The sequence below is a fragment of the Flavobacterium sp. T12S277 genome, from assembly GCF_048514875.1.
In the GTDB taxonomy this organism is placed as follows: domain Bacteria; phylum Bacteroidota; class Bacteroidia; order Flavobacteriales; family Flavobacteriaceae; genus Flavobacterium.
On record NZ_JBLYEG010000004.1, the window covers coordinates 37,135 to 56,343 of the forward strand.

A 19,209-nucleotide genomic window follows, 5' to 3' on the forward strand; every position below is an offset into this window, starting at 1 on the left:
TTATTTGGTATTTAATAGCTGTTCTATTTCTTCAATTTCAATAGGCATTTCTTCCGATAAATTGATGTTTCCGTCGTCTGTCAACAAATAATCATTTTCCAGTCGGCAGCCAATTCCTTCTTCGCGAATGTAAATTCCGGGCTCGCAGGTAAGCACCATTCCTTTTTCGAAAGGTTTAGAATACAATCCGACATCATGAACATCCAATCCGAGGAAATGAGCTGTTCCGTGCATGAAGTACTTTTTGTAAACGGGATTTTCGGGATCCTGAGCCGCGATTTCTTCTAAAGTAATCAATCCCAGTTTCACCAGTTCGGCTTCCACAAGACTTGCCATCTGCACTTCGTAGTCTTTGGATAAAACACCCGGTTTCAAAAACTTTGATCCTTCTTTAAGACAATGCAAAACCGATTGGTAAATTTCTTTCTGACGAGGCGAAAATTTTCCGTTTACCGGAAGACAGCGCGTGGTATCGGAGTTGTAATTGCCGTAGCACACCCCAAAGTCTACCAAAAGCAGCTCGCCATCCCTACAAACCGAATCATTGGTGTTGTAATGTAAGGCACAGGCATTTTTGCCCGAAGCAATTATAGGTTTGAACGCATGACGGTTTCCTCCATTTTTAATATAGTGATACGCCAGCTCAGCCTCCAATTCATATTCTTTTACATCAGGTCGCACCGCTTTCAACAGTGCTTTAAAGCCGTCGACACTTATGGCAACTGCTTTTTGGATTAAAGCAATTTCCTCGGCTGATTTTACCGGTCGAAGTTCTCTTGTTATTTTGGCAACACGTTCGTATTGATGCAGCGGGTATTTTTGTCTGCACCACTGAATCATACGATCCTGACGCGTATTCATTTCTGAGGTTATTCTTTTAATGTGCTCGTTGTGTCCTAAGTAAATAGCATCTGCTTCAAAAGCAAACAGCTGTAAGGCTTTTTCAAATTCATGCACCCACTTTACATTCTTGATTCCTGAAATGGCGGTCACTTTTTCTTTGGTCAAAAAATCTCCGTCCCAGATTAAAGTATGTTCGCTCACTTCTTTTACAAATAAAATGGCTCTGTTTTCTTCTTTAAAAGCATCGGGATAAAGGACTAAAATAGTTTCGTCCTGCTCAATTCCGGACAGATAAAACAAATCATTATTTTGTGCAAAGCCCATTACATCATCGGCATTATTTGGCATCACATCATTTGAAGTCAGTATCGTCAAACTGTTTTTTTGCATTTTTTCGACAAACCTCTTTCGGTTATTTTCAAATAAAGAAGCCGGAATTGAATCGTATCTCATAGTTTATAATTGAAACATTTTAGTATCAACAGAAGGTGTTTTGCCAGAAATAATCTCTGTAATTATTTTTCCTGTTGCCGGTGCAAGGCTTAACCCCATCATGGCATGTCCAGTGGCGAAAGTCAAATTTACAACTTTTTTTGCACGGGTAATAATCGGCATTCCCGAAGGTGTACAAGGCCTGAAACCAAACCAGGTATCCTTATTTTCAGGCATTTCAACCTGCATCTCCGGATAAAACTCATTAATGCTGTTGATGATTCCCTGTAGTCTGTTTTTATTAATTTTGGTGTCTCCGGTATGGGTAATTTCCATAGTTCCTCCAAAACGAATATCGTTATTCATAGGGGTCACCGCAACTTTACCTTCACACAAAATAGACGGAATCGAAGGTTTGTGATTTTTGTCCTTCAGCGTAAAGCTATATCCTTTTCCCGGTAAAATAGAAACCGAAACGCTCAGTTTTTTAGCCAATGAAGGACTCCAGGAACCTGCTGCCAATACCACTTCGTCAGTAGCAAATGTGCCTTTGTCTGTTACTACTTTTGTGATTTTATGATGATCGAAAACAAAATCCTGTACTGTGGTACCGGAATGAATTTCTACTTTTAATCGTTTTAATTCTTCTTTGATAAATTGCATGAATTTTTGCGGATACAAATGCGCATCGCCTTTGTAGTGTATCCCGCCCAAAACATCGGTTTTGGTACCATTCTCCAATTTTGCAATGGCTGCAGCAGAAAGATAATCGACCTGCAAACCTAATTTTTCTGCCTCTCTTGCTTCATGAAACATTTCATGAGCTACTTTATCGGTTTTGTACAACATTAAAAGACCCTTTTCTTCATAGAAAAAAGAGTTGTTTTCTCTGGCAAAATCCTGATACAATTCTTTACTCAGCAACGATAAATCGCGAAGTGCCGGCATTGCTTTTTCTACATGTTTTTCATTTGCATGTTTGTAAAACTGAAGTCCCCATTTGATCAGATTTGCATCTAATCTCGGTTTTACATAAAACGGACTCTGACTGTCAAACATCCATTTCATTCCCTGAGCAATCATTCCGGGTTGCGCCAGCGGAATTATATGCGACGGAACTATCATTCCGGCATTTCCATAAGAACAGCCGTCATCCATAGGAGACTGATCAAAAATAGTTACCTCATACCCTTCTTTAGCCAGATAATAAGCTGAACACAAACCTATTATACCTCCTCCAATTATACTTACTCTTTTCATTTGTTCGAAATTGAAAAATTCATTGAAGAAGAATTTTATCCTCCTTCAATGAATCTAAATTTTTAATATTTTTTAAATCACCTGAAAACCATGAGCATACGGGTCATTTTCTTCATCAATGATGATGGTGTTGTAACCGTATACTTTTGCCCAGCCCTGAATACTTGGTACGATTGCCGGAATGTCTCCAATGGAAGTTTCTTCTACAACTTTTCCAATAAATTTACTGCCAATGTAACTCTCGTGAATAAATTCTTCTCCGGCTTTCAATTTCCCTTTAGCGTGCAGCTGTGCAATTCGTGCCGATGTTCCGGTACCGCAGGGCGAACGATCGATCGCTTTGTCTCCGTAGAAAACGGCATTTCGACCGGAAGAGGTTGGATCTAAAGGTTCCCCTGTCCACAACATATGACTCACATCACGGATGGTATCGTTTTCCGGATGAATAAAATAGTCCGGATATTTGGCATTGATTCTTCTGCGGAGTTCCTGACTCAGCTGGACAATTTTACCTGCCGAAAAATCCTGAATTCCTGAAAAGTTTTGCTGTGGATCTACAATTGCGTAATAGTTCCCACCATAAGCAACATCAAAAGTAATTTCGCCCAGTTCAGGACAATCAATTGTTAATCCTTCCGCTGCTAAATAGGACTTTACATTGGTCAGACGTACCCAGTCGACTTTATTTCCGGTTTGCTGGTACTCGATATTCACGAGACCCGCAGGTGCTTCCATTTTTATTTTCCCTGGTATTTTTGGGGTAATCAAACCTTCTTCGATGGCAATGGTAATGGTACCAATTGTTCCGTGACCACACATCGGCAGACAGCCTGAGGTTTCGATAAATAAAATCCCAAAATCGTTGGCAGGATCACTTGGCGGATATAAAATACTTCCGCTCATCATATCATGTCCGCGAGGTTCAAACATTAACCCTTTGCGGATCCAGTCAAATTCTTTTAAAAAATGCTGGCGTTTTTCACTCATATTAGCGCCTGTCAAGTTTGGCCCTCCTCCTGCCACTACTCTTACAGGATTCCCGCAAGTGTGCGCATCTACACAAAAAAAAGTTTTCTTTACCATTTATTATATCTGGGATTTTGTTTGAATATTATTTAATGTTCTTAAAATCTGTAATGGATTTTCATTTTGCAATTCTGCAGGCAACAATTCATCTGGCCAATTCTGGTAGCTAAATGGTCGTACCCAGCGATAGACTGCATGAATTCCAACCGCAGTAAATCTCGAATCAGAAGAGGCCGGATAAGGACCTCCGTGAATCATTGAAGGACAAACCTCAACTCCCGTAGGAACACCGTTAAAAATCAATCGTCCTACTTTGTTCTGCATCGCTGCAATCAGTTCTTCCTGATTTTTTAATTCTTCAGATTCTCCGATAATCGTTCCTGTTAATTGTCCGTCCAACTGATTGACGATTTTTAACAGCTGTTGCTCATCGTCACATTGTACCAGTACCGAAACAGGTCCGAAAACCTCATGGCTTAAGGTTTTATTTTCTAAGAACGTTTTTCCGTCTACCGTCAGCACTTTCTGTACCCCGTAATTTGGTGCTGCTTCTCCTTTGTATTCGGCAATTTTGGTAACTCCATTTTGTGCTATCAGCGCTGCTGACCCTTCTTCAAAACCTTCTTTCATTGAAGGATGCAACATACAAAATGGTTCTATTTTTTCAATGGCCTGAGTTAATTCTTCCGAAAATTTATTTAATTCGGCTCCTTTAATTCCAAATAACAATCCCGGATTGGTGCAAAACTGACCTGCTCCAAGTGTAATGGATCCCGCATAGGCAGCGGCCCATTTTTGACTGTTTACCGCTACTGCTTTTGGCAAAAGTACTACCGGGTTGACACTTCCCATTTCGGCAAAAACCGGAATAGGTTCTGGGCGTTGTGCTGCAAGATCAAACAAAGCTCTTCCGGCACGGATACTTCCTGTAAAACCAACTGCTTTCACCAATGGATGTTTCACCAATGCAGTTCCAAGTGTTGTTCCTCCACCAATAAGATTAGAGAAAACTCCTTCGGGCATATTTGTTTTTTGCGCTGCTTTGATAATCGCTGAGGCAACCATTTCACCGGTTCCTATATGCATGGAGTGACTTTTTACAATCACAGGACAACCTGCTGCTAAAGCCGAAGCCGTGTCGCCGCCAGCTGTTGAAAATGCAAACGGAAAATTACTGGATCCAAAAACCACAACCGGACCTAAGGGTACCAACATTTTACGCAAATCTTCTTTTGGCGCAGGAACTCTGTCCGTTATTGCCGTATCAATTGCAGCCTGAACCCAGCTCCCTTCAATGAGCATTTGGGCAAACGCGCGTAGCTGACCAACCATTCTTCCGCGTTCTCCCTCTGCTCTGCCCATTGGAAAGCCGGATTCACTGCAATACTGAACTAACAAATCATTTCCTAAAGCTACGATTTCATCTGCAATAGCATTTAAAAAACCCGCTCTTTCAAGACCTGAACTTTTTTTATAGGTACCAAACGCCTGATGCGCCAAAGCAACTGTTTCTTCAATTTCTTCAGGAGTTGCTTCTGTAAAAACCCAGGGATTTTCGACATTAAGCTGCGGATTAAACGTTTTGAATGTCTTATCACCAGCGGCCTTAAGTGTACTTCCCACGTAATTTTTTCCTGTAATCATATTTCTTTTTTGTTGTTTGAATAAATACTTTACAATTCTTAAAAGAAGAAATTTGTAAAACCAATTGTTTTCAGCGTACGTTTACAAGTTTTTATAATCAGGCAAAGTAGGTCTTGATTCTAAAGATCTGGCAATAATTCCCAAAACTTCTTCTCTATCCGCTCCCTGCAGCGGTAATCTCGGTGCACGAACATATTCTGTTCCAATACCTGTTGCTACTTCTGCAAGCTTAATATTCTGAACTAAAAATGAATTGATATCTAACTCTAATAAAGGAAGAAACCATCTGTATATTTTCAAGGCTTCGTCAATTCGGCCTGCTTTCGCTAGTTTGTAAATGGCAACTGTTTCTTTTGGGAAAGCACATACCAGACCTGAAACCCATCCATCAGACCCCATTAATAAACTTTCTAAAGCCAGCGTATCTACACCTGATAAAATCTTTAATCGGTCGCCAAAACGGTTAATCATTCTGGTTACATTCGAAATATCTCTTGTTGATTCTTTTACCGCCTGAATGTTATCAAATTTTAACAGTTCTTCAAACATATCCAATGTAACTTCAATTTTATAATCTACCGGATTGTTATATATCATTATTGGAAGTGAAGTATTTTTTGCGACTTCAGAAAAATACGTTACCGTTTCAAAATCAGAAGCTTTGTAACGCATTGGAGGCAGCATCATCAATCCTTTTGCTCCATCTTTTTCTGCTTTATTGGCTGCTAAAATTGCAGCACGTGTAGTTTGTTCTGCAATATTCATAATTACCGGCACCTGGTTGTTTACCATGCTAACGGTACCTTTTACCAATTCACTTCTCTCTTCTTCTAAAAGAGTGCTGGCTTCGCCTAATGTTCCGCCAAGAATTATTCCTTCAACACCTGCTTCTAATTGTGCTTGTAAATTAACTTCAAACATTCTGAAGTCTAGTTTATCATCTGCAGTAAATTTTGTTGTTACTGCCGGCATTACGCCTTTCCATTGAATACTCATAATATCGATTTTAATTAAAACCAAAATTATTTATATTGAACAAAGCAGGAGGATTAAAAATTACCTCAAAACAATACTATATTACCCTATATAAGACGATTACACAAAAAACCAACTAATATATTGCTATTTTTTTGACAAAATAAAATATATTTGAAGTAACTAACCTTGACCAACCATGAAAGTTTTTCCATTTAAAATCCCCAAATCTGGAGAGGATCCTCTTATCTATCAAGAGGATAGAGAGATCGTTTTTTACGACAAACTCCATCAACACGAAGAAATTCAAATTAGTTTTATCGAAAAAGGGCAGGGCGCCATTTTTGCCGGCGACACCATTTCGCACTATCGCGAGGGAGACATTTTAATGATTGGCAGCAATTTACCACACGTTTTCAGAAGTGAAGTATACGAAAACGAATCTTCCATCATGCGCACCCTGTTTTTTACGACAAACTCTTTCGGAAAAGAATTCTTCACGCTTACTACTTTTAAAAACATCCATCCTTTTTTGGAAAGTAGTAAAAACGGGTTCATCATTCACAATGCGCCCAAAAAAATTACCAAGTCGTTTAAAAAGCTAAAAAAAGCCGATAATTACGAACGATTTATACTGTTCTTAGAGATTATCAAATGGCTTTCCAACAGCGACAGAGAGCAGCTCTCGAATCACCTGTACGACAAAAAGATTACGGATAATGAAGGCAAACGAATGCAGACTGTATTCGAACATGTCATGACCAATTATCAAAAAAACATTAACCTGGATGAAATCGCTTCGATTGCCAATATGACCAAAAATGCTTTCTGCCGGTATTTTAAAGTCCGGACCAACAAGTCGTTTTTTCAGTTTTTAATCGAAGTGAGAATTGAACATGCCTCAAAGCTGTTGGCCAACAACAGTGAGCTTTCGGTTCTCGAAATTGCCGAATTATGCGGCTTTAATAACATTTCCAATTTCAACCGAAAGTTTAAGGAACTAAAGCAGACTTCTCCGTTGCAGTATCGGAAACTGAATCTGTAGGCCGTTTACTTTGGCTTAACCGCAAGGGACGCAAGGATTTTTTTCTTGTTAGATTTTGTATAAACGCAAAGTTCGCAAAGCTATAGATAAAGCTTTGCGAACTTTGCGTAAACCTTAGCGCGCCTTGCGGTTAAAAAAACTATTCAATTGAAAGCCTCGTCATAATAGGATAATGATCTGAGTTCTCGAAGTCAGGAAAACTTTCAAATTGTTTCACTTTCATTTTACTGTCTGTAAAAATATAGTCAATTCGTGCCGGATAATAACGGAACTTATAGGTTGCTCCAAACCCTTCTCCTGCTTCTTCAAAGGCATCTTTCAGCTTTCCTTTGATATTTCGGTACACATACGAAAACGGACTATTGTTCATGTCTCCACAAATGATAATCGGGTTCTTGCACTGTTTGATATTTTCTTTAAAAATCTCAGCCTGCTCCTGCTGCTGTCTGAATCCTTTACTAATTCGGGTATAAATCAACTGGGATTTCTCCTGATTGACATGATCAATATTATTAGAAATATCACTCACATCCGGCGAAATTTTTATGGATTGCAGGTGCATGTTGTACACACGAATAACATCTTTTCCTCTTTTGATATCCGCATAAATGACGTTATTGTCTGAGTTTGGAAAAACAATGTTGCCTTCAAATATGATAGGAAATTTTGAAAAAATGGCCTGACCGGTTTTAATTTTATTTCCGTCAATAAAAATATAGCGGTGCGGATACACTTTTAGATCCAGATGGGCTGAGTTTGAATATTCCTGAATACAAAGAATGTCGGGGTCTTTTTCGTCAATAAAAGCTTTTATATTGGAAGGAATATCATCGCGATCGAGCCATTTAAATACGTTAAAAAGACGTACATTATAACTCATCACCGAAAAGTCTTTTTCATCGCGGACGTATTCTTTTGCCGAGAATTTATAAAATTTGCTGATAAAGGTAATTCCGGTTAGCAGTACCAAACCAGACAAAATAAGTCGTTTTTTAAACTGAATTCCCCAATAAACGAAGAACAGACCGTTCAGAACGAAAAAAGCCGGCATAAAGAGCGTTAGAACCGATAGCAGCGGAAAACTCTTTGGTGCCAGAAAGGGTAAAATATAAATACTAAACGTCAGTACAGTTAGCACTATATTCAAAAAGAACATTATTTTATTAAACCATGAAAGGTTTTTCATATTGTGGCCCTAAAACGATTATTTTCCAGCTTTAAATAAAAACTCTTTTTCTTCTTTGGTCAGACAATCATAACCAGACTGGCTGATTTTGTCTAAAATTTCATCTATCTGTTGTTGCGTTTTGTCTTTCGTAACAATTCTTGACGTCACTTTTTCAGTAGGTTTTTTGTAATTTTTATGTACTTTGGTGAAAGGGGTCGATGGGGATTTTCTAAAAAGATTGGCAAAGAAATCTAAGGTTCTGGAAACAATTTTGCTTAGATCGGTACCGTTTTGCAACAGCTTCATAAAAAGAAATCCGAAGAATGCTCCTGCCAGATGCGAGATATGCCCGCCGGTATTGTCTAAACGAAACTGCATTAAATCTAAAACCAAAATGACAGCGGTAATGTGCCAAAGCTTAACATTTCCGATAAGCAGCAAACGTACATTCATGAGAGGCTGATAGGTTGTAACTCCCACCAAAATAGCCATGATGGCTGCCGATGCTCCTACAATAGGTGCCGAAATATTTAAAAAATAAAAACTCAATGCAAAAACAATTCCGGAGAAAATAGCTCCTAAAATATACAGTCCGAGATATTGCTTCTGCGTAAAGAAAGTCAGGAATAAATTACTTGCAAAATTTAAAACCATCATATTAAACAACAGATGCAGAAAGCCATAATGAAAGAAAGCATACGTTAGAAACGTCCAGGGTTTGAACATAAAAACCGCAGAGTCTGACGACAATGCCAACCAGTTTGGAAATGCAAACTGAGCATTAGAAAAATTATAAAAAAACACTAACGAAATCAGGAAACAGCCAATGTTCCAATAAATAACACGCAGGGCTATTCCGCCTAATCTGTATTGTAGTTTTAAATCGTCCAGAATATTCATAAAAGCTTTCTTTAGTTTTTATTTGCAATATTAAAGTTAAAAATTAATTCCAACGGTTGTTATTAAACTGATTCTTTTTCCAGTACCACATCATAAAATACCCAATCACTGCTCCTCCAATATGTGCGAAATGAGCAATTCCTGTACCTCCACCTCCAAAGATAGAATCTCCTTTAAAACCTAAAAATAAATCAATTGCCAAAATTCCAGGCACAAAGTATTTTGCTTTAATCGGAATCGGTATAAACATTAAAGCCAGCTCTGCATTTGGAAACATAAAAGCAAAAGCAACTAAAAGTCCGTAAATAGCACCCGAAGCTCCTACCATTGGCACCTGAGTAATTACAGAGGCCTCAAATAATCCTTTAAATCCGGCTTCATCAAGATTGGTCTTTCCAACCTTCTCTAATATTGGTTTAATTTGTTCTAAAAACAAATCTGCCCTAAAGTTCACTCCATCACTAAAGTTTACATTTAAGATCTGATGTAATGTTGCATCCGACAAACCTAAACTTCTTACTGGTTCTAAAGCCGACTGAAACTGTAAATAGTTTACTCCTATTTGTAATAAAGCAGCACCTAATCCACAAGAAATATAAAAGAAGATAAATTTCTTACCTCCCCAAAAATGTTCCAGGGCTGAACCAAAAGAAATCATAGCAAACATATTGAAAGCAATATGCAAAATACCTCCATGCATAAACATGTGAGTGATGGGCTGCCAAAGCTTAAAAAAGTCACTTTCCGGAAAAAAAAGAGCAAAAAACTGTTCGGAAACCGGCACTAGCTGGGCACCTATAAAAAATATGATATTAATTATAAGCAGTTGTTTTACTACAGGAGTCATATTATTCATCATAAGGCAAACTTTTTATCAATATCTTCCACACGCATGGTAATGAAAGTAGGTTTTTGAAAAGGTGATATGTTTGGATCTTTACAGGCAAATAATCCGTTTACCAGATTATCCTGTTCTTTTTCGGTTAAATACGATCCGGTTTTAACCGCTAAACTTTTTGCCATTGATTTCGCAATGGTATCATTCTGACTGTAACTGTTGGCCGGAATTCCGTCCTGCAAATCACTTAGTAATTGTTCGATAACAAGTGAAACTTCACTTTCGGTAATATTTACCGGAATACCCGAAATCACGATATGATCGGTCTGTGCATTTTCAAAAACAAAACCAGTTGTTTCCAAAGAAGGTTTCAGTTCTTCGATCAGTTTCATTTCGGCCGCAGAATAAAATAAATCCAACGGAAACAACAGCTGCTGACTCGAAGCCTGATTTACGGTCATATTCAATAAAAACTGCTCGTACAAAATACGCTGATGTGCTCTTTGCTGATCGACAATCACCATTCCGGATTTGATTGGCGAAACAATATATTTTTTATGAATCTGATACGTTCCCTGACTCGCCTGTTCAATTTCATTGTCGTTAAACAGCGACGAGGTTACTTCTTCATTTTCGAATGTAAATGGAGAACTTTCGATACTCTCTGTCTCCAGGCCTACGTACAAACTTTCCCAGCTTGCAGTAGGTTCTACTCTTTTTGAATAACCCGAATACGAACCGCCTCCTGAACTATAGCCTGAACCAGACCCGGAACTCGATCCTGATCCACCACTAAAACCGGAGCCTGACCCTGATTTCGAATAATGCTGATTGGTCTTGTCGTCTGTAAACGGATTAAAAGTACCATCTACCTGAATCGTTGGTGTTTCGGCTTCTAAATCTTTATAATGGTAAGGAGTATCTAAATTGGCATCGCGGTCAAAATCTAAAACCGGCGCCACATTAAACTGCCCTAAACTGTGTTTTATCGAGGCTCTTAAAATAGCATACAAGGCCTGCTCATCATCAAACTTAATTTCTGTTTTAGTTGGATGAATGTTGATATCGATGGTATTTGGCGGAACTTGCAGGTATAAAAAATAACTGGGCTGCGAACCGTCTTTCAAAAGTCCGTCATAAGCTGCCATGACAGCATGATGCAGATAACCGCTTTTAATGAAACGATCGTTGACAAAGAAGAATTGTTCTCCTCTGTTTTTCTTCGCAAACTCAGGTTTACATACAAATCCCTGAACGTTGATTATTTCTGTATCTTCACTAACCGGAACTAATTTTTCATTGGTTTTACCGGACATGATTCCGACAATACGCTGACGATAACCTGCCGCAGGCAAATTATACATTTCGCTTCCGTTGTGATAAAAACTAAAATGAATATTGGGGTGTGCCAAAGCCACACGCTGAAACTCATCCATCACATGACGAAATTCAACGGTATCCGACTTTAAGAAATTACGGCGGGCCGGAATATTAAAAAATAAATTTTTAACCGCAAACGATGTCCCTTTTGGGAGAACGGCCACTTCCTGCGACACAAATTTACTTCCTTCGATTACAATATGCGTTCCCAGCTCATCCTGTTCCTGCTTGGTTTTCATTTCCATGTGCGCAATCGCAGCGATAGAAGCCAGTGCTTCTCCACGAAAACCTTTGGTTCCAAGTGAAAACAAATCTTCGGCCTGACGAATTTTTGAAGTAGCATGACGTGCAAAACACAAACGCGCATCGGTCACCGTCATTCCAACTCCGTTATCAATAACCTGAACTAACGATTTTCCGGCATCTTTAATAATCAATTTAATGTCAGTTGCTTTCGCATCAACAGCATTTTCTAACAGCTCTTTTACAACCGAAGCAGGTCTTTGAACCACCTCTCCGGCAGCAATTTGATTCGCAACGTGATCAGGAAGTAATTGAATGATACTCGACATTAAAAAATTTGGGTTAAAGGTTGTCCGTTGATTTTATTGAAATTAATCCGTAAAATCTCGGGGTAATATAATTAATTGTGTCCTGGTTTTTTAAACCAAGGTGTACAAATTTAATGAATTTCTGTTGGGTTTTAGAATAACAGCTATCATAAAAAAAACAAAAAACCTATACTATTTTTACACAGTATAGGTTTTAGTATCTTTAAAACAATTGTGTTTTATTCTTTCTCAATTTTAATTGGTGTTTCTTCTATCTGAATTGCTCCTGAAGACAACAAAGGCTGATGGAACGGATGTGACAAAGAAGCCTGTTGGCGAATGTATGCCATTTTGATTGCTGCAATGGCAGCCTCAGTCCCTTTGTTTCCGTGAATTCCTCCACTTCTGTCAATTGATTGTTGCATGTTATTGTCTGTTAAAACACAGAAAATAACCGGAATATCAGTCTGAACATTCAGGTCTTTTATTCCTTGTGTTACTCCTTCGCAAACAAAATCAAAGTGTTTTGTTTCGCCCTGGATCACACATCCAATTACAATTACTGCATCTACATTTTGCGTTTGCAGCATTTTTTTTGCACCATAAATCAGTTCAAAACTCCCTGGAACATTCCAACGAATAATTTGCTGAGCCGGAACATCACAATCTGTTAAGGCATCAAAAGCACCGTTGTAAAGTCCTTCTGTAACCGTTTCATTCCATTCAGAAACAACAATCCCAAATCGAAAATCTTTCGCATTTGGGATTGTGTTTTTATCGTATTCCGATAGATTTTTATTTTGAGTAGCCATCTGTATATTTTAGATATTAAATTTCAGATTGCTAAAATACAAATCTAAAATCTAAAATCTGAAATCTGCAATTAAAATTATTGTGCTAATCCAATCAATACATCAACAGCTGCAGCTTCCGGAGTTGCATCGTAGTTGTCTTTGATATCTGTTAAATATTTCAAAGCATCTTCTTTTTGACCTAAAGCCAAAGCTGTTTTACCCGCTTTTAATAAGAAACGAGGTGTAGTGAAATCATTTTTATTCGATTCAGCCGCTTTTACATAATAGTCTAAAGCTTCTTTTTGTTGGTTCTTTTGAGAATAAGCATCTCCAATTGCACCAATTGCCAAAGCACCTACAATAGCTTCTTTTGATTTAAACTCTCCTAAATACTTAATTGCATCATCATATTTACCAATATTCAAAGAAGCAATACCTGCATAATAGTTCGCTAAATTTCCGGCATCAGTTCCTGAGTACTCGTCAGCAATTTTAACGAATCCGAATTTACCTTCAGAACCATTTAAAGCCAGTTTGTATAAAGAATCGCTTGCTACACCGTTGGTTGCTTTTTCAAAATTTTGCTGAGCAACAAACATTTCGCTTGCAGCCTCATCCTGCTTAGGAGCTTCAACAAATTTTTGGTAAGCCAAATAGCCAATAGTAGCAATTGCAATACCAGCAACTAAACCAATAATGATTTTTTGATTTTTAGCTACCCAATCCTCAGTTTTTGAAGCAGTTTCATCTAATTTAGAGAAAACTCCAGCCGTTGTGCTGTCTTTTTCGTCAATAATTACCTGTGTTTCCTCATTTACTTCTTTAACTTCTTTCTCTTTTGGTGCTTTATATCCTCTTTTATTGTAAGTTGCCATTTAAAATTAATTTAGTGAACGGCAAAAATAAAATTTTTATTGAAACCGACGTAAAAAAAATCAATTTTATCACTATTTTACAAAAAATAATTTCATTCACAGCAAGTCCTTCCTCTTCAACCGGAAAATAATTCACTCGCAAACGCATCAAAAGCCTTTTATATCGATAATTTTCGATAATTTGCACCCTCAAATTTTTGATGATTTTAAACATCACTTTTCTAAGCCAAAACTATTTTTTTGCCACTGATTTTAACGTTTCACACCGATTAAAGGGTATCAGAAGAGAAATCCTTTTAAGCAATTTAAGCTGTGGCAGAAGAAAAAGCGCAAAGAGTTGCTTAGAAAGCATCAAATTTTATCTTAGAGTGCCTAAAAAATGTATTTAAACAAAATTTCTTTATTCAATTATAAAAATTTCTCCGAAATCAGTTTTGATTTTGACCGCAAGATCAATTGTTTTGTCGGCAAAAACGGAATTGGCAAAACCAATGTGCTCGATGCTATTTATCATCTTGCTTACGGGAAAAGCTATTTCAATCCGCTGGCCGTTCAGAACATCAAACACGGGGAGGAGTTTTTTGTGATTGATGCCGAACTAGAGAAAAACGACAGAACCGAACAAATTGTCTGCAGTTTAAAAAAAGGACAGAAAAAAGTTTTAAAAAGAAACGGCAAAGCCTACGATAAATTTTCAGATCATATTGGCTTCATTCCACTAGTCATTATTTCTCCGGCCGATCGCGATTTAATCGTAGAAGGAAGTGAAACACGCCGTAAATTTATGGACAGCGTGATTTCGCAATTAGACGCTACTTACCTGCATCAGTTGATTCAATATCAGAAAGTAATTGTGCAACGCAATGCCTTATTAAAGTATTTCGCGCTGAACCATACCTTCGACAACGACACTTTGTCTATCTACAACGAACAACTGAATGGTTTTGGTCAATCGATTTTTGAAAAACGAAAAGAGTTCCTGGAGCAATTCATACCTATATTTAATGTACACCATCAGGCCATAACCGGATCAGAAGAAACGGTACAATTGGTTTACGAAAGTCATTTGTTCGAAAAAGATCTTTTAAGCCTGTTACGTGAGAACATCAATAAAGACCGGGCACTGCATTACACCAGCGTAGGCATCCACAAGGACGACCTGTCGTTTGAAATTGATTCGCACCCCATAAAAAAATTCGGATCACAAGGGCAGCAAAAATCTTTTCTGATTGCGCTGAAACTGGCTCAATTTGAATTTTTAAAAAAACAAAGCGGTGTCAAACCTCTGTTGTTATTTGACGACATTTTTGATAAATTAGACGAAAGCCGTGTGGCCAAAATCATCGAAATGGTAAACAGTGACACTTTTGGACAGCTTTTTATCTCCGACACGCATCCGGAACGCACCGAAACCATTGTAAAGTCAACACACCAGAGTTACAAAATATTTAAATTAGATAATTTGACAATGAGAGAATGAGAAAATTTGGCAAAGAGAAAATTAGTTAATGATTTTAAATTATCTTATTAGTTAATGATTTTAAATTATCTTATTAGCTAATTTTCTCATTAACTAATTATCTAATTGACACATTAAAAATCATTATTTTAGCAATTATATTTTAAAACTTCGTCTTATGAAATTCCCCAAAATTCTATTCCTTATCGTTTCAGTTGTATTACTTTCCTGCAATGAAAGAAAATCAGGTATTATGGAGGAGGTTACTCCGAAAGATTTTGCAGAAAAAATTAAAACAACCGAAAACCCACAAATACTGGATGTCCGAACTCCCGAAGAATTTGAATCGGATCATATTGATCGTGCTGTAAATGTAAATTGGAACGATGATGATTTTACAACCAAAGTTGCAACTTACGACAAATCGAAACCTGTTTTTGTTTATTGTTTAAGCGGTGGAAGAAGTAAAAAAGCAGCCGCCAAACTAAATGAGATGGGCTTTACCAGCATTTATGAGTTAGAAGGCGGTATCATGAAATGGAATGCGGATGGTTTTTCTAAACCTTCAACAGCACAGCCAGGAATGACGATGAATGATTTTGACCAGCTGTTAAAAACCGACAAAAAAGTACTGGTTGACTTTTATGCCGAATGGTGTGGTCCCTGCAAACAAATGGAACCGTATCTTTTGAAAATGCAAAAAGAAATGGCCGACGAAGTAATTATTGTTCGTATTGACGTAGACAAAAACAAAGCTTTGGCCGCTCAAATGAAAATCGAACAGCTTCCTACCATGGTTTTATACGAAAACAAAGCCGTAAAATGGAAAAACATTGGTTTCATCAAAGAAGAAGACTTAAAAAAACAACTGCAATAACACTATCGATATGCTAACAAAAGAATCATTGCAATTTTTAGAAGACTTAAGAAAAAACAACAATCGGGATTGGTTTTTGGACAACAAAAAGCGATACGAGATTTTCAAGAAAGACTACCATCAACTGGTCAGTGATTTACTGGATGTGATGAAACCTATGGATCCTTCGCTGGAACTATTGGAGGTTAAAAACTGCACGTTCAGAATCAATCGCGACATTCGATTTTCCAAAGACAAATCACCCTATAAATCCCATTTAGGAATCTGGATGTCGACCGGAATCAAAGGGCTGAATCGTGCCGGATATTATGTACATATTGAACAAGGAGCCAGCTTTATTGCCGGAGGTTATTATTCGCCTGAAGCCGAAGACCTGAAGAAAGTCCGCAAAGAAATTGCTTTTTTCTATGAAGATCTCGAAGCCATCCTTAGCGACAAAAACTTTAAAAAAGAATTTGGCAGCCTGGATGTAAACGAAAACAACTCGCTTAAAAATCCGCCGAGAGGGTACGAAAAAGACCATCCTGCAATTGAGTTTTTAAAATTGAAAAGTTTTACGGCTACTCAAAAATACGATATCAACGAGGTGACTCAAAAAGATTTCGTTTCGAAAATAAGCAAAAAACTCATCGCTTTAAAACCCTTAAACGAATTCATCAACCGCGCTTTAGACACTGAGGAATTCTAGAAAAGATACATTGCTACGAATTCACAAATTGTTTAAATTAATTCGTGAATTCGTGGCAAAAAAACTTCAAAAAGGATGTACTGCTATCCAAAAACAAGAGATAAAGTTTGACGACAGATTTCACAGATTGATATGCATTAAAAAATCCATTAAAAATCTTTTAATCTGTGGCAAAAAAATTAAGTTTGCCGAATGAAAAAAAGGAAAATACTTTTTCTTGGAGAATCTTATCGTGCGGACGCCATTACGTGGATGAACGGTTTGAAAGAATTTGGCGGTTTTGAAATTTGCACCTGGGAACTTCAAACCCCCAACAATTCAAAGTTCAACCGATTCAAACGTATTTTAGAATATCTTTTTTCTCCTGTTTCCATTCGCAAAAAAATCCGACAGGAAAAACCCGATATGATCATTGCCGAACGAACCACCAGCTACGGTTTTCTGGCCGCAATTTCGGGAAAACATCCCATTGCAATTGCACAACAAGGCCGAACTGATTTGTGGCCCGAAGGTTCAATCCTGCTTCCTTTTAAAAAAATTATTCAGAAACACGCTTTCAAAAAAGCCAATTTAATACACGCCTGGGGTCCGGTGATGACTGTTTCGATGAGAGCGATTGGTGTAGACATGAACAAAGTTTTAGTACTTCCAAAAGGAATTGATTTATCACTTTTCTCTCCTTCCATCAATAACTCCACTAAAATTGAGGCTATTGTTACGCGTTCTTTACAGCCGGAATACCGTCATGATTCTATTTTAAAAGCTTTTGGAATTTTACACCAAAAAGGAATCGACTTTTCATTAACCATCGTTGGCGACGGAACCCGACTGCAATTTTTAAAGGAGCTGGCCGCAGCACTTCAAATTGAAAACAAAGTAATTTTCACCGGGAGAATTCCAAATACCGAACTTCCTAAATTATTACAGCAATCCAATCTCTACATCAGCATGCCCATTACCGAAGGCGTATCGGCATCCTTATTTGAAGCAATGGCTTGCAACTGCTACCCTGTAGTTTCAGATATTCCCGGAAATCAAAGCTGGATCAGGCATCGCGAAAACGGACAACTAATTGAAATTGACAATATCGAAATGCTTGCCGAAGAATTAATCTGGTCCTTTGAAAATTCGGAATCCCGAAATAATGCCATTCTGGAAAACCGAAAATTTGTGGAAGAACACGCAAATCACAACCTCAATATGAAGATTATTTCAGATAAATATCATGAGTTGCTGGATTTAAAAACAACCTAATCTGCACAAAAAACGTAACTTTCTTCTCTCGACGACGACATACATTTCAGTGAATTGTTTAATTTAATCTGATAGAGAAATGAGTAACAGAAGAATCTGGCTAAAACAAATAGGTTTAGGCACAATAGGATTAGGCTTTGGCCAGTTTGAAACATTTGCTAATGGCACCAATGAGTATCTTTTACCCGACTTAGTAGACCACTCTCCCATCTTACTCCGCTCCAACGAAAACCCTTATGGCCCGTCTCCAAAAGCGCGATTAGCAATGGCAAAAAGTGTCAACATCAGCAATCGATACGGCTGGAATCTTTCACCGGAACTCATTACCCTGCTGGCAAAAAAGAATACGGTTTCCGACAACAACATCCTTTTGGGCGCAGGCTCCACTGAGATTTTAGATTTAATTCTTCAATATGCTGCCCTAAAAAAAGGCAACTTTATATTGGCCGAAACCACATTTGATTACTGGACAGCACCCGCCGAAAAACTAGGAATAAAAAAAATCACTGTTCCGCTAACCAAAGACAAAAAGCACGATTTACCGGCGATGTTAAATTCCATTGATGCCGACACTAAAATGGTGTATATCTGCAACCCAAACAATCCGACAGGAACACTGTGCCAAAGGGAAGAATTGATTGCTTTTATAAGAGAAGCCACTCAAAAAACAATCGTTTTTGTCGATGAGGCTTATATCGATTTTACAGACGAGCCCTCATTAAGTGATTTGGTCGCTACCAATAAAAACCTGATTATAACCAAAACTTTCTCCAAAATGTACGGACTGGCAGGCGCCCGCATTGGTTACGCTGTTGCACATTCGACAATCATTGATGAACTTAGCATTTTAAAATCATCTCCTAATTTATCGGTAAGTGTGGTTTCGATAGCTGCCGCAATTGCTTCTTTAAATGATGTCGATTTTATTCATCAGGTACGCACCTCCAATCAGGAAGCCAAAAAATATACCATAGCACAACTTACACAACTCAATTTAACCTGCATTCCCTCTTATTCCAATTTTATTTATTTCTCTTTAGAAAATTACAAAAAAGACTACTTCAAACAATTGCAAGACCACAATATAGTGGGAACCAGAATTTACGAAGAAAATGGCAAATGGACGAGAATCACAATAGGTACAATGAAAGAAATGCAGCGGTTTATTGAAGCTCTAAAATAAGACGCCCAAAAAACATT

At 37.8% G+C, this 19,209-nt stretch carries 17 protein-coding genes; 6 read left to right on the forward strand and 11 right to left on the reverse strand.

What is annotated here, in order from left to right:
- From ACN1CN_RS07875 to ACN1CN_RS07895, 5 genes are all read right to left on the reverse strand, one after another.
- A complete protein-coding gene (locus ACN1CN_RS07875; RefSeq protein ID WP_419135260.1) occupies nucleotides 1-1,296 on the reverse strand; it encodes an aminopeptidase P family protein in 1,296 nt (431 codons plus the stop codon).
- A 3-nt stretch (nucleotides 1,297-1,299) separates the two neighbouring features.
- Nucleotides 1,300-2,535 carry an NAD(P)/FAD-dependent oxidoreductase gene (locus ACN1CN_RS07880; protein ID WP_419135261.1) on the reverse strand — a complete coding sequence of 412 codons (1,236 nt, stop codon included), beginning with the start codon at nucleotides 2,533-2,535 and terminating at the stop codon, nucleotides 1,300-1,302.
- A 72-nt stretch (nucleotides 2,536-2,607) separates the two neighbouring features.
- Nucleotides 2,608-3,618 carry a 4-hydroxyproline epimerase gene (locus ACN1CN_RS07885; RefSeq protein WP_419135262.1) on the reverse strand — a complete coding sequence of 337 codons (1,011 nt, stop codon included), beginning with the start codon at nucleotides 3,616-3,618 and terminating at the stop codon, nucleotides 2,608-2,610.
- A gap of 3 nt (nucleotides 3,619-3,621) precedes the next feature.
- Nucleotides 3,622-5,205 (reverse strand): aldehyde dehydrogenase (NADP(+)), encoded by a 1,584-nt coding sequence (locus ACN1CN_RS07890; protein WP_419135263.1) that lies wholly within the window; start codon nucleotides 5,203-5,205, stop codon nucleotides 3,622-3,624.
- 81 nt (nucleotides 5,206-5,286) lie between these two features.
- Nucleotides 5,287-6,201 carry a dihydrodipicolinate synthase family protein gene (locus ACN1CN_RS07895; RefSeq protein ID WP_264525212.1) on the reverse strand — a complete coding sequence of 305 codons (915 nt, stop codon included), beginning with the start codon at nucleotides 6,199-6,201 and terminating at the stop codon, nucleotides 5,287-5,289.
- Between the two features lie 178 nt (nucleotides 6,202-6,379).
- Between ACN1CN_RS07895 and ACN1CN_RS07900 the strand changes: the two genes are divergently transcribed.
- Nucleotides 6,380-7,225, forward strand: coding sequence for an AraC family transcriptional regulator (locus tag ACN1CN_RS07900; protein WP_264525213.1), 846 nt, complete (start codon nucleotides 6,380-6,382; stop codon nucleotides 7,223-7,225).
- A 139-nt stretch (nucleotides 7,226-7,364) separates the two neighbouring features.
- Here ACN1CN_RS07900 and ACN1CN_RS07905 read toward each other — a convergent pair whose 3' ends face one another.
- From ACN1CN_RS07905 to ACN1CN_RS07930, 6 genes are all read right to left on the reverse strand, one after another.
- Complete coding sequence (locus ACN1CN_RS07905; RefSeq protein WP_264526358.1) at nucleotides 7,365-8,381, reverse strand: endonuclease/exonuclease/phosphatase family protein; 1,017 nt, start codon at nucleotides 8,379-8,381, stop codon at nucleotides 7,365-7,367.
- 48 nt (nucleotides 8,382-8,429) lie between these two features.
- Nucleotides 8,430-9,293, reverse strand: a complete 864-nt coding sequence (locus tag ACN1CN_RS07910; protein ID WP_419135264.1) for a rhomboid family intramembrane serine protease — start codon at nucleotides 9,291-9,293, stop codon at nucleotides 8,430-8,432.
- Between the two features lie 43 nt (nucleotides 9,294-9,336).
- Nucleotides 9,337-10,149 (reverse strand): rhomboid family intramembrane serine protease, encoded by an 813-nt coding sequence (locus tag ACN1CN_RS07915; RefSeq protein WP_419135432.1) that lies wholly within the window; start codon nucleotides 10,147-10,149, stop codon nucleotides 9,337-9,339.
- A complete protein-coding gene (gene mutL, locus ACN1CN_RS07920; RefSeq protein ID WP_419135265.1) occupies nucleotides 10,149-12,083 on the reverse strand; it encodes a DNA mismatch repair endonuclease MutL in 1,935 nt (644 codons plus the stop codon). The genes ACN1CN_RS07915 and mutL overlap by 1 nt, the downstream gene beginning before the upstream one ends.
- A gap of 218 nt (nucleotides 12,084-12,301) precedes the next feature.
- Nucleotides 12,302-12,874 (reverse strand): 6,7-dimethyl-8-ribityllumazine synthase, encoded by a 573-nt coding sequence (gene ribH / locus ACN1CN_RS07925; RefSeq protein WP_264525216.1) that lies wholly within the window; start codon nucleotides 12,872-12,874, stop codon nucleotides 12,302-12,304.
- Between the two features lie 77 nt (nucleotides 12,875-12,951).
- The gene (locus ACN1CN_RS07930) at nucleotides 12,952-13,731 is read right to left on the reverse strand and encodes a tetratricopeptide repeat protein (RefSeq protein ID WP_264525217.1); all 780 of its coding nucleotides are present in this window, start codon (nucleotides 13,729-13,731) and stop codon (nucleotides 12,952-12,954) included.
- Between the two features lie 379 nt (nucleotides 13,732-14,110).
- Between ACN1CN_RS07930 and recF the strand changes: the two genes are divergently transcribed.
- From recF to hisC, 5 genes are all read left to right on the forward strand, one after another.
- Nucleotides 14,111-15,211 carry a DNA replication/repair protein RecF gene (gene recF / locus ACN1CN_RS07935; protein WP_419135266.1) on the forward strand — a complete coding sequence of 367 codons (1,101 nt, stop codon included), beginning with the start codon at nucleotides 14,111-14,113 and terminating at the stop codon, nucleotides 15,209-15,211.
- 157 nt (nucleotides 15,212-15,368) lie between these two features.
- Nucleotides 15,369-16,067 (forward strand): thioredoxin domain-containing protein, encoded by a 699-nt coding sequence (locus ACN1CN_RS07940; protein WP_419135267.1) that lies wholly within the window; start codon nucleotides 15,369-15,371, stop codon nucleotides 16,065-16,067.
- 10 nt (nucleotides 16,068-16,077) lie between these two features.
- Nucleotides 16,078-16,755, forward strand: a complete 678-nt coding sequence (locus ACN1CN_RS07945) for a DUF2461 domain-containing protein (protein ID WP_419135268.1) — start codon at nucleotides 16,078-16,080, stop codon at nucleotides 16,753-16,755.
- A gap of 192 nt (nucleotides 16,756-16,947) precedes the next feature.
- On the forward strand, nucleotides 16,948-18,009 hold the full coding sequence (locus ACN1CN_RS07950) for a glycosyltransferase (RefSeq protein WP_419135269.1): 1,062 nt from the start codon (nucleotides 16,948-16,950) through the stop codon (nucleotides 18,007-18,009).
- Between the two features lie 79 nt (nucleotides 18,010-18,088).
- Nucleotides 18,089-19,192 (forward strand): histidinol-phosphate transaminase, encoded by a 1,104-nt coding sequence (gene hisC / locus ACN1CN_RS07955; RefSeq protein ID WP_419135270.1) that lies wholly within the window; start codon nucleotides 18,089-18,091, stop codon nucleotides 19,190-19,192.
- The last annotated feature ends 17 nt before the right edge of the window (nucleotides 19,193-19,209 follow it).

Excerpts from the sequence above, each read along its gene's own strand:
- ACN1CN_RS07875 (WP_419135260.1), bottom strand. The coding sequence starts at position 1,296 with ATGAGATACGATTCAATTCCGGCTTCTTTATTTGAAAATAACCGAAAG.
- ACN1CN_RS07880 (WP_419135261.1), bottom strand. The coding sequence starts at position 2,535 with ATGAAAAGAGTAAGTATAATTGGAGGAGGTATAATAGGTTTGTGTTCA.
- ACN1CN_RS07885 (WP_419135262.1), bottom strand. The coding sequence starts at position 3,618 with ATGGTAAAGAAAACTTTTTTTTGTGTAGATGCGCACACTTGCGGGAAT.
- ACN1CN_RS07890 (WP_419135263.1), bottom strand. The coding sequence starts at position 5,205 with ATGATTACAGGAAAAAATTACGTGGGAAGTACACTTAAGGCCGCTGGT.
- ACN1CN_RS07895 (WP_264525212.1), bottom strand. The coding sequence starts at position 6,201 with ATGAGTATTCAATGGAAAGGCGTAATGCCGGCAGTAACAACAAAATTT.
- ACN1CN_RS07900 (WP_264525213.1), top strand. The coding sequence starts at position 6,380 with ATGAAAGTTTTTCCATTTAAAATCCCCAAATCTGGAGAGGATCCTCTT.
- ACN1CN_RS07905 (WP_264526358.1), bottom strand. The coding sequence starts at position 8,381 with ATGTTCTTTTTGAATATAGTGCTAACTGTACTGACGTTTAGTATTTAT.
- ACN1CN_RS07910 (WP_419135264.1), bottom strand. The coding sequence starts at position 9,293 with ATGAATATTCTGGACGATTTAAAACTACAATACAGATTAGGCGGAATA.
- ACN1CN_RS07915 (WP_419135432.1), bottom strand. The coding sequence starts at position 10,149 with ATGAATAATATGACTCCTGTAGTAAAACAACTGCTTATAATTAATATC.
- mutL (WP_419135265.1), bottom strand. The coding sequence starts at position 12,083 with ATGTCGAGTATCATTCAATTACTTCCTGATCACGTTGCGAATCAAATT.
- ribH (WP_264525216.1), bottom strand. The coding sequence starts at position 12,874 with ATGGCTACTCAAAATAAAAATCTATCGGAATACGATAAAAACACAATC.
- ACN1CN_RS07930 (WP_264525217.1), bottom strand. The coding sequence starts at position 13,731 with ATGGCAACTTACAATAAAAGAGGATATAAAGCACCAAAAGAGAAAGAA.
- recF (WP_419135266.1), top strand. The coding sequence starts at position 14,111 with ATGTATTTAAACAAAATTTCTTTATTCAATTATAAAAATTTCTCCGAA.
- ACN1CN_RS07940 (WP_419135267.1), top strand. The coding sequence starts at position 15,369 with ATGAAATTCCCCAAAATTCTATTCCTTATCGTTTCAGTTGTATTACTT.
- ACN1CN_RS07945 (WP_419135268.1), top strand. The coding sequence starts at position 16,078 with ATGCTAACAAAAGAATCATTGCAATTTTTAGAAGACTTAAGAAAAAAC.
- ACN1CN_RS07950 (WP_419135269.1), top strand. The coding sequence starts at position 16,948 with ATGAAAAAAAGGAAAATACTTTTTCTTGGAGAATCTTATCGTGCGGAC.
- hisC (WP_419135270.1), top strand. The coding sequence starts at position 18,089 with ATGAGTAACAGAAGAATCTGGCTAAAACAAATAGGTTTAGGCACAATA.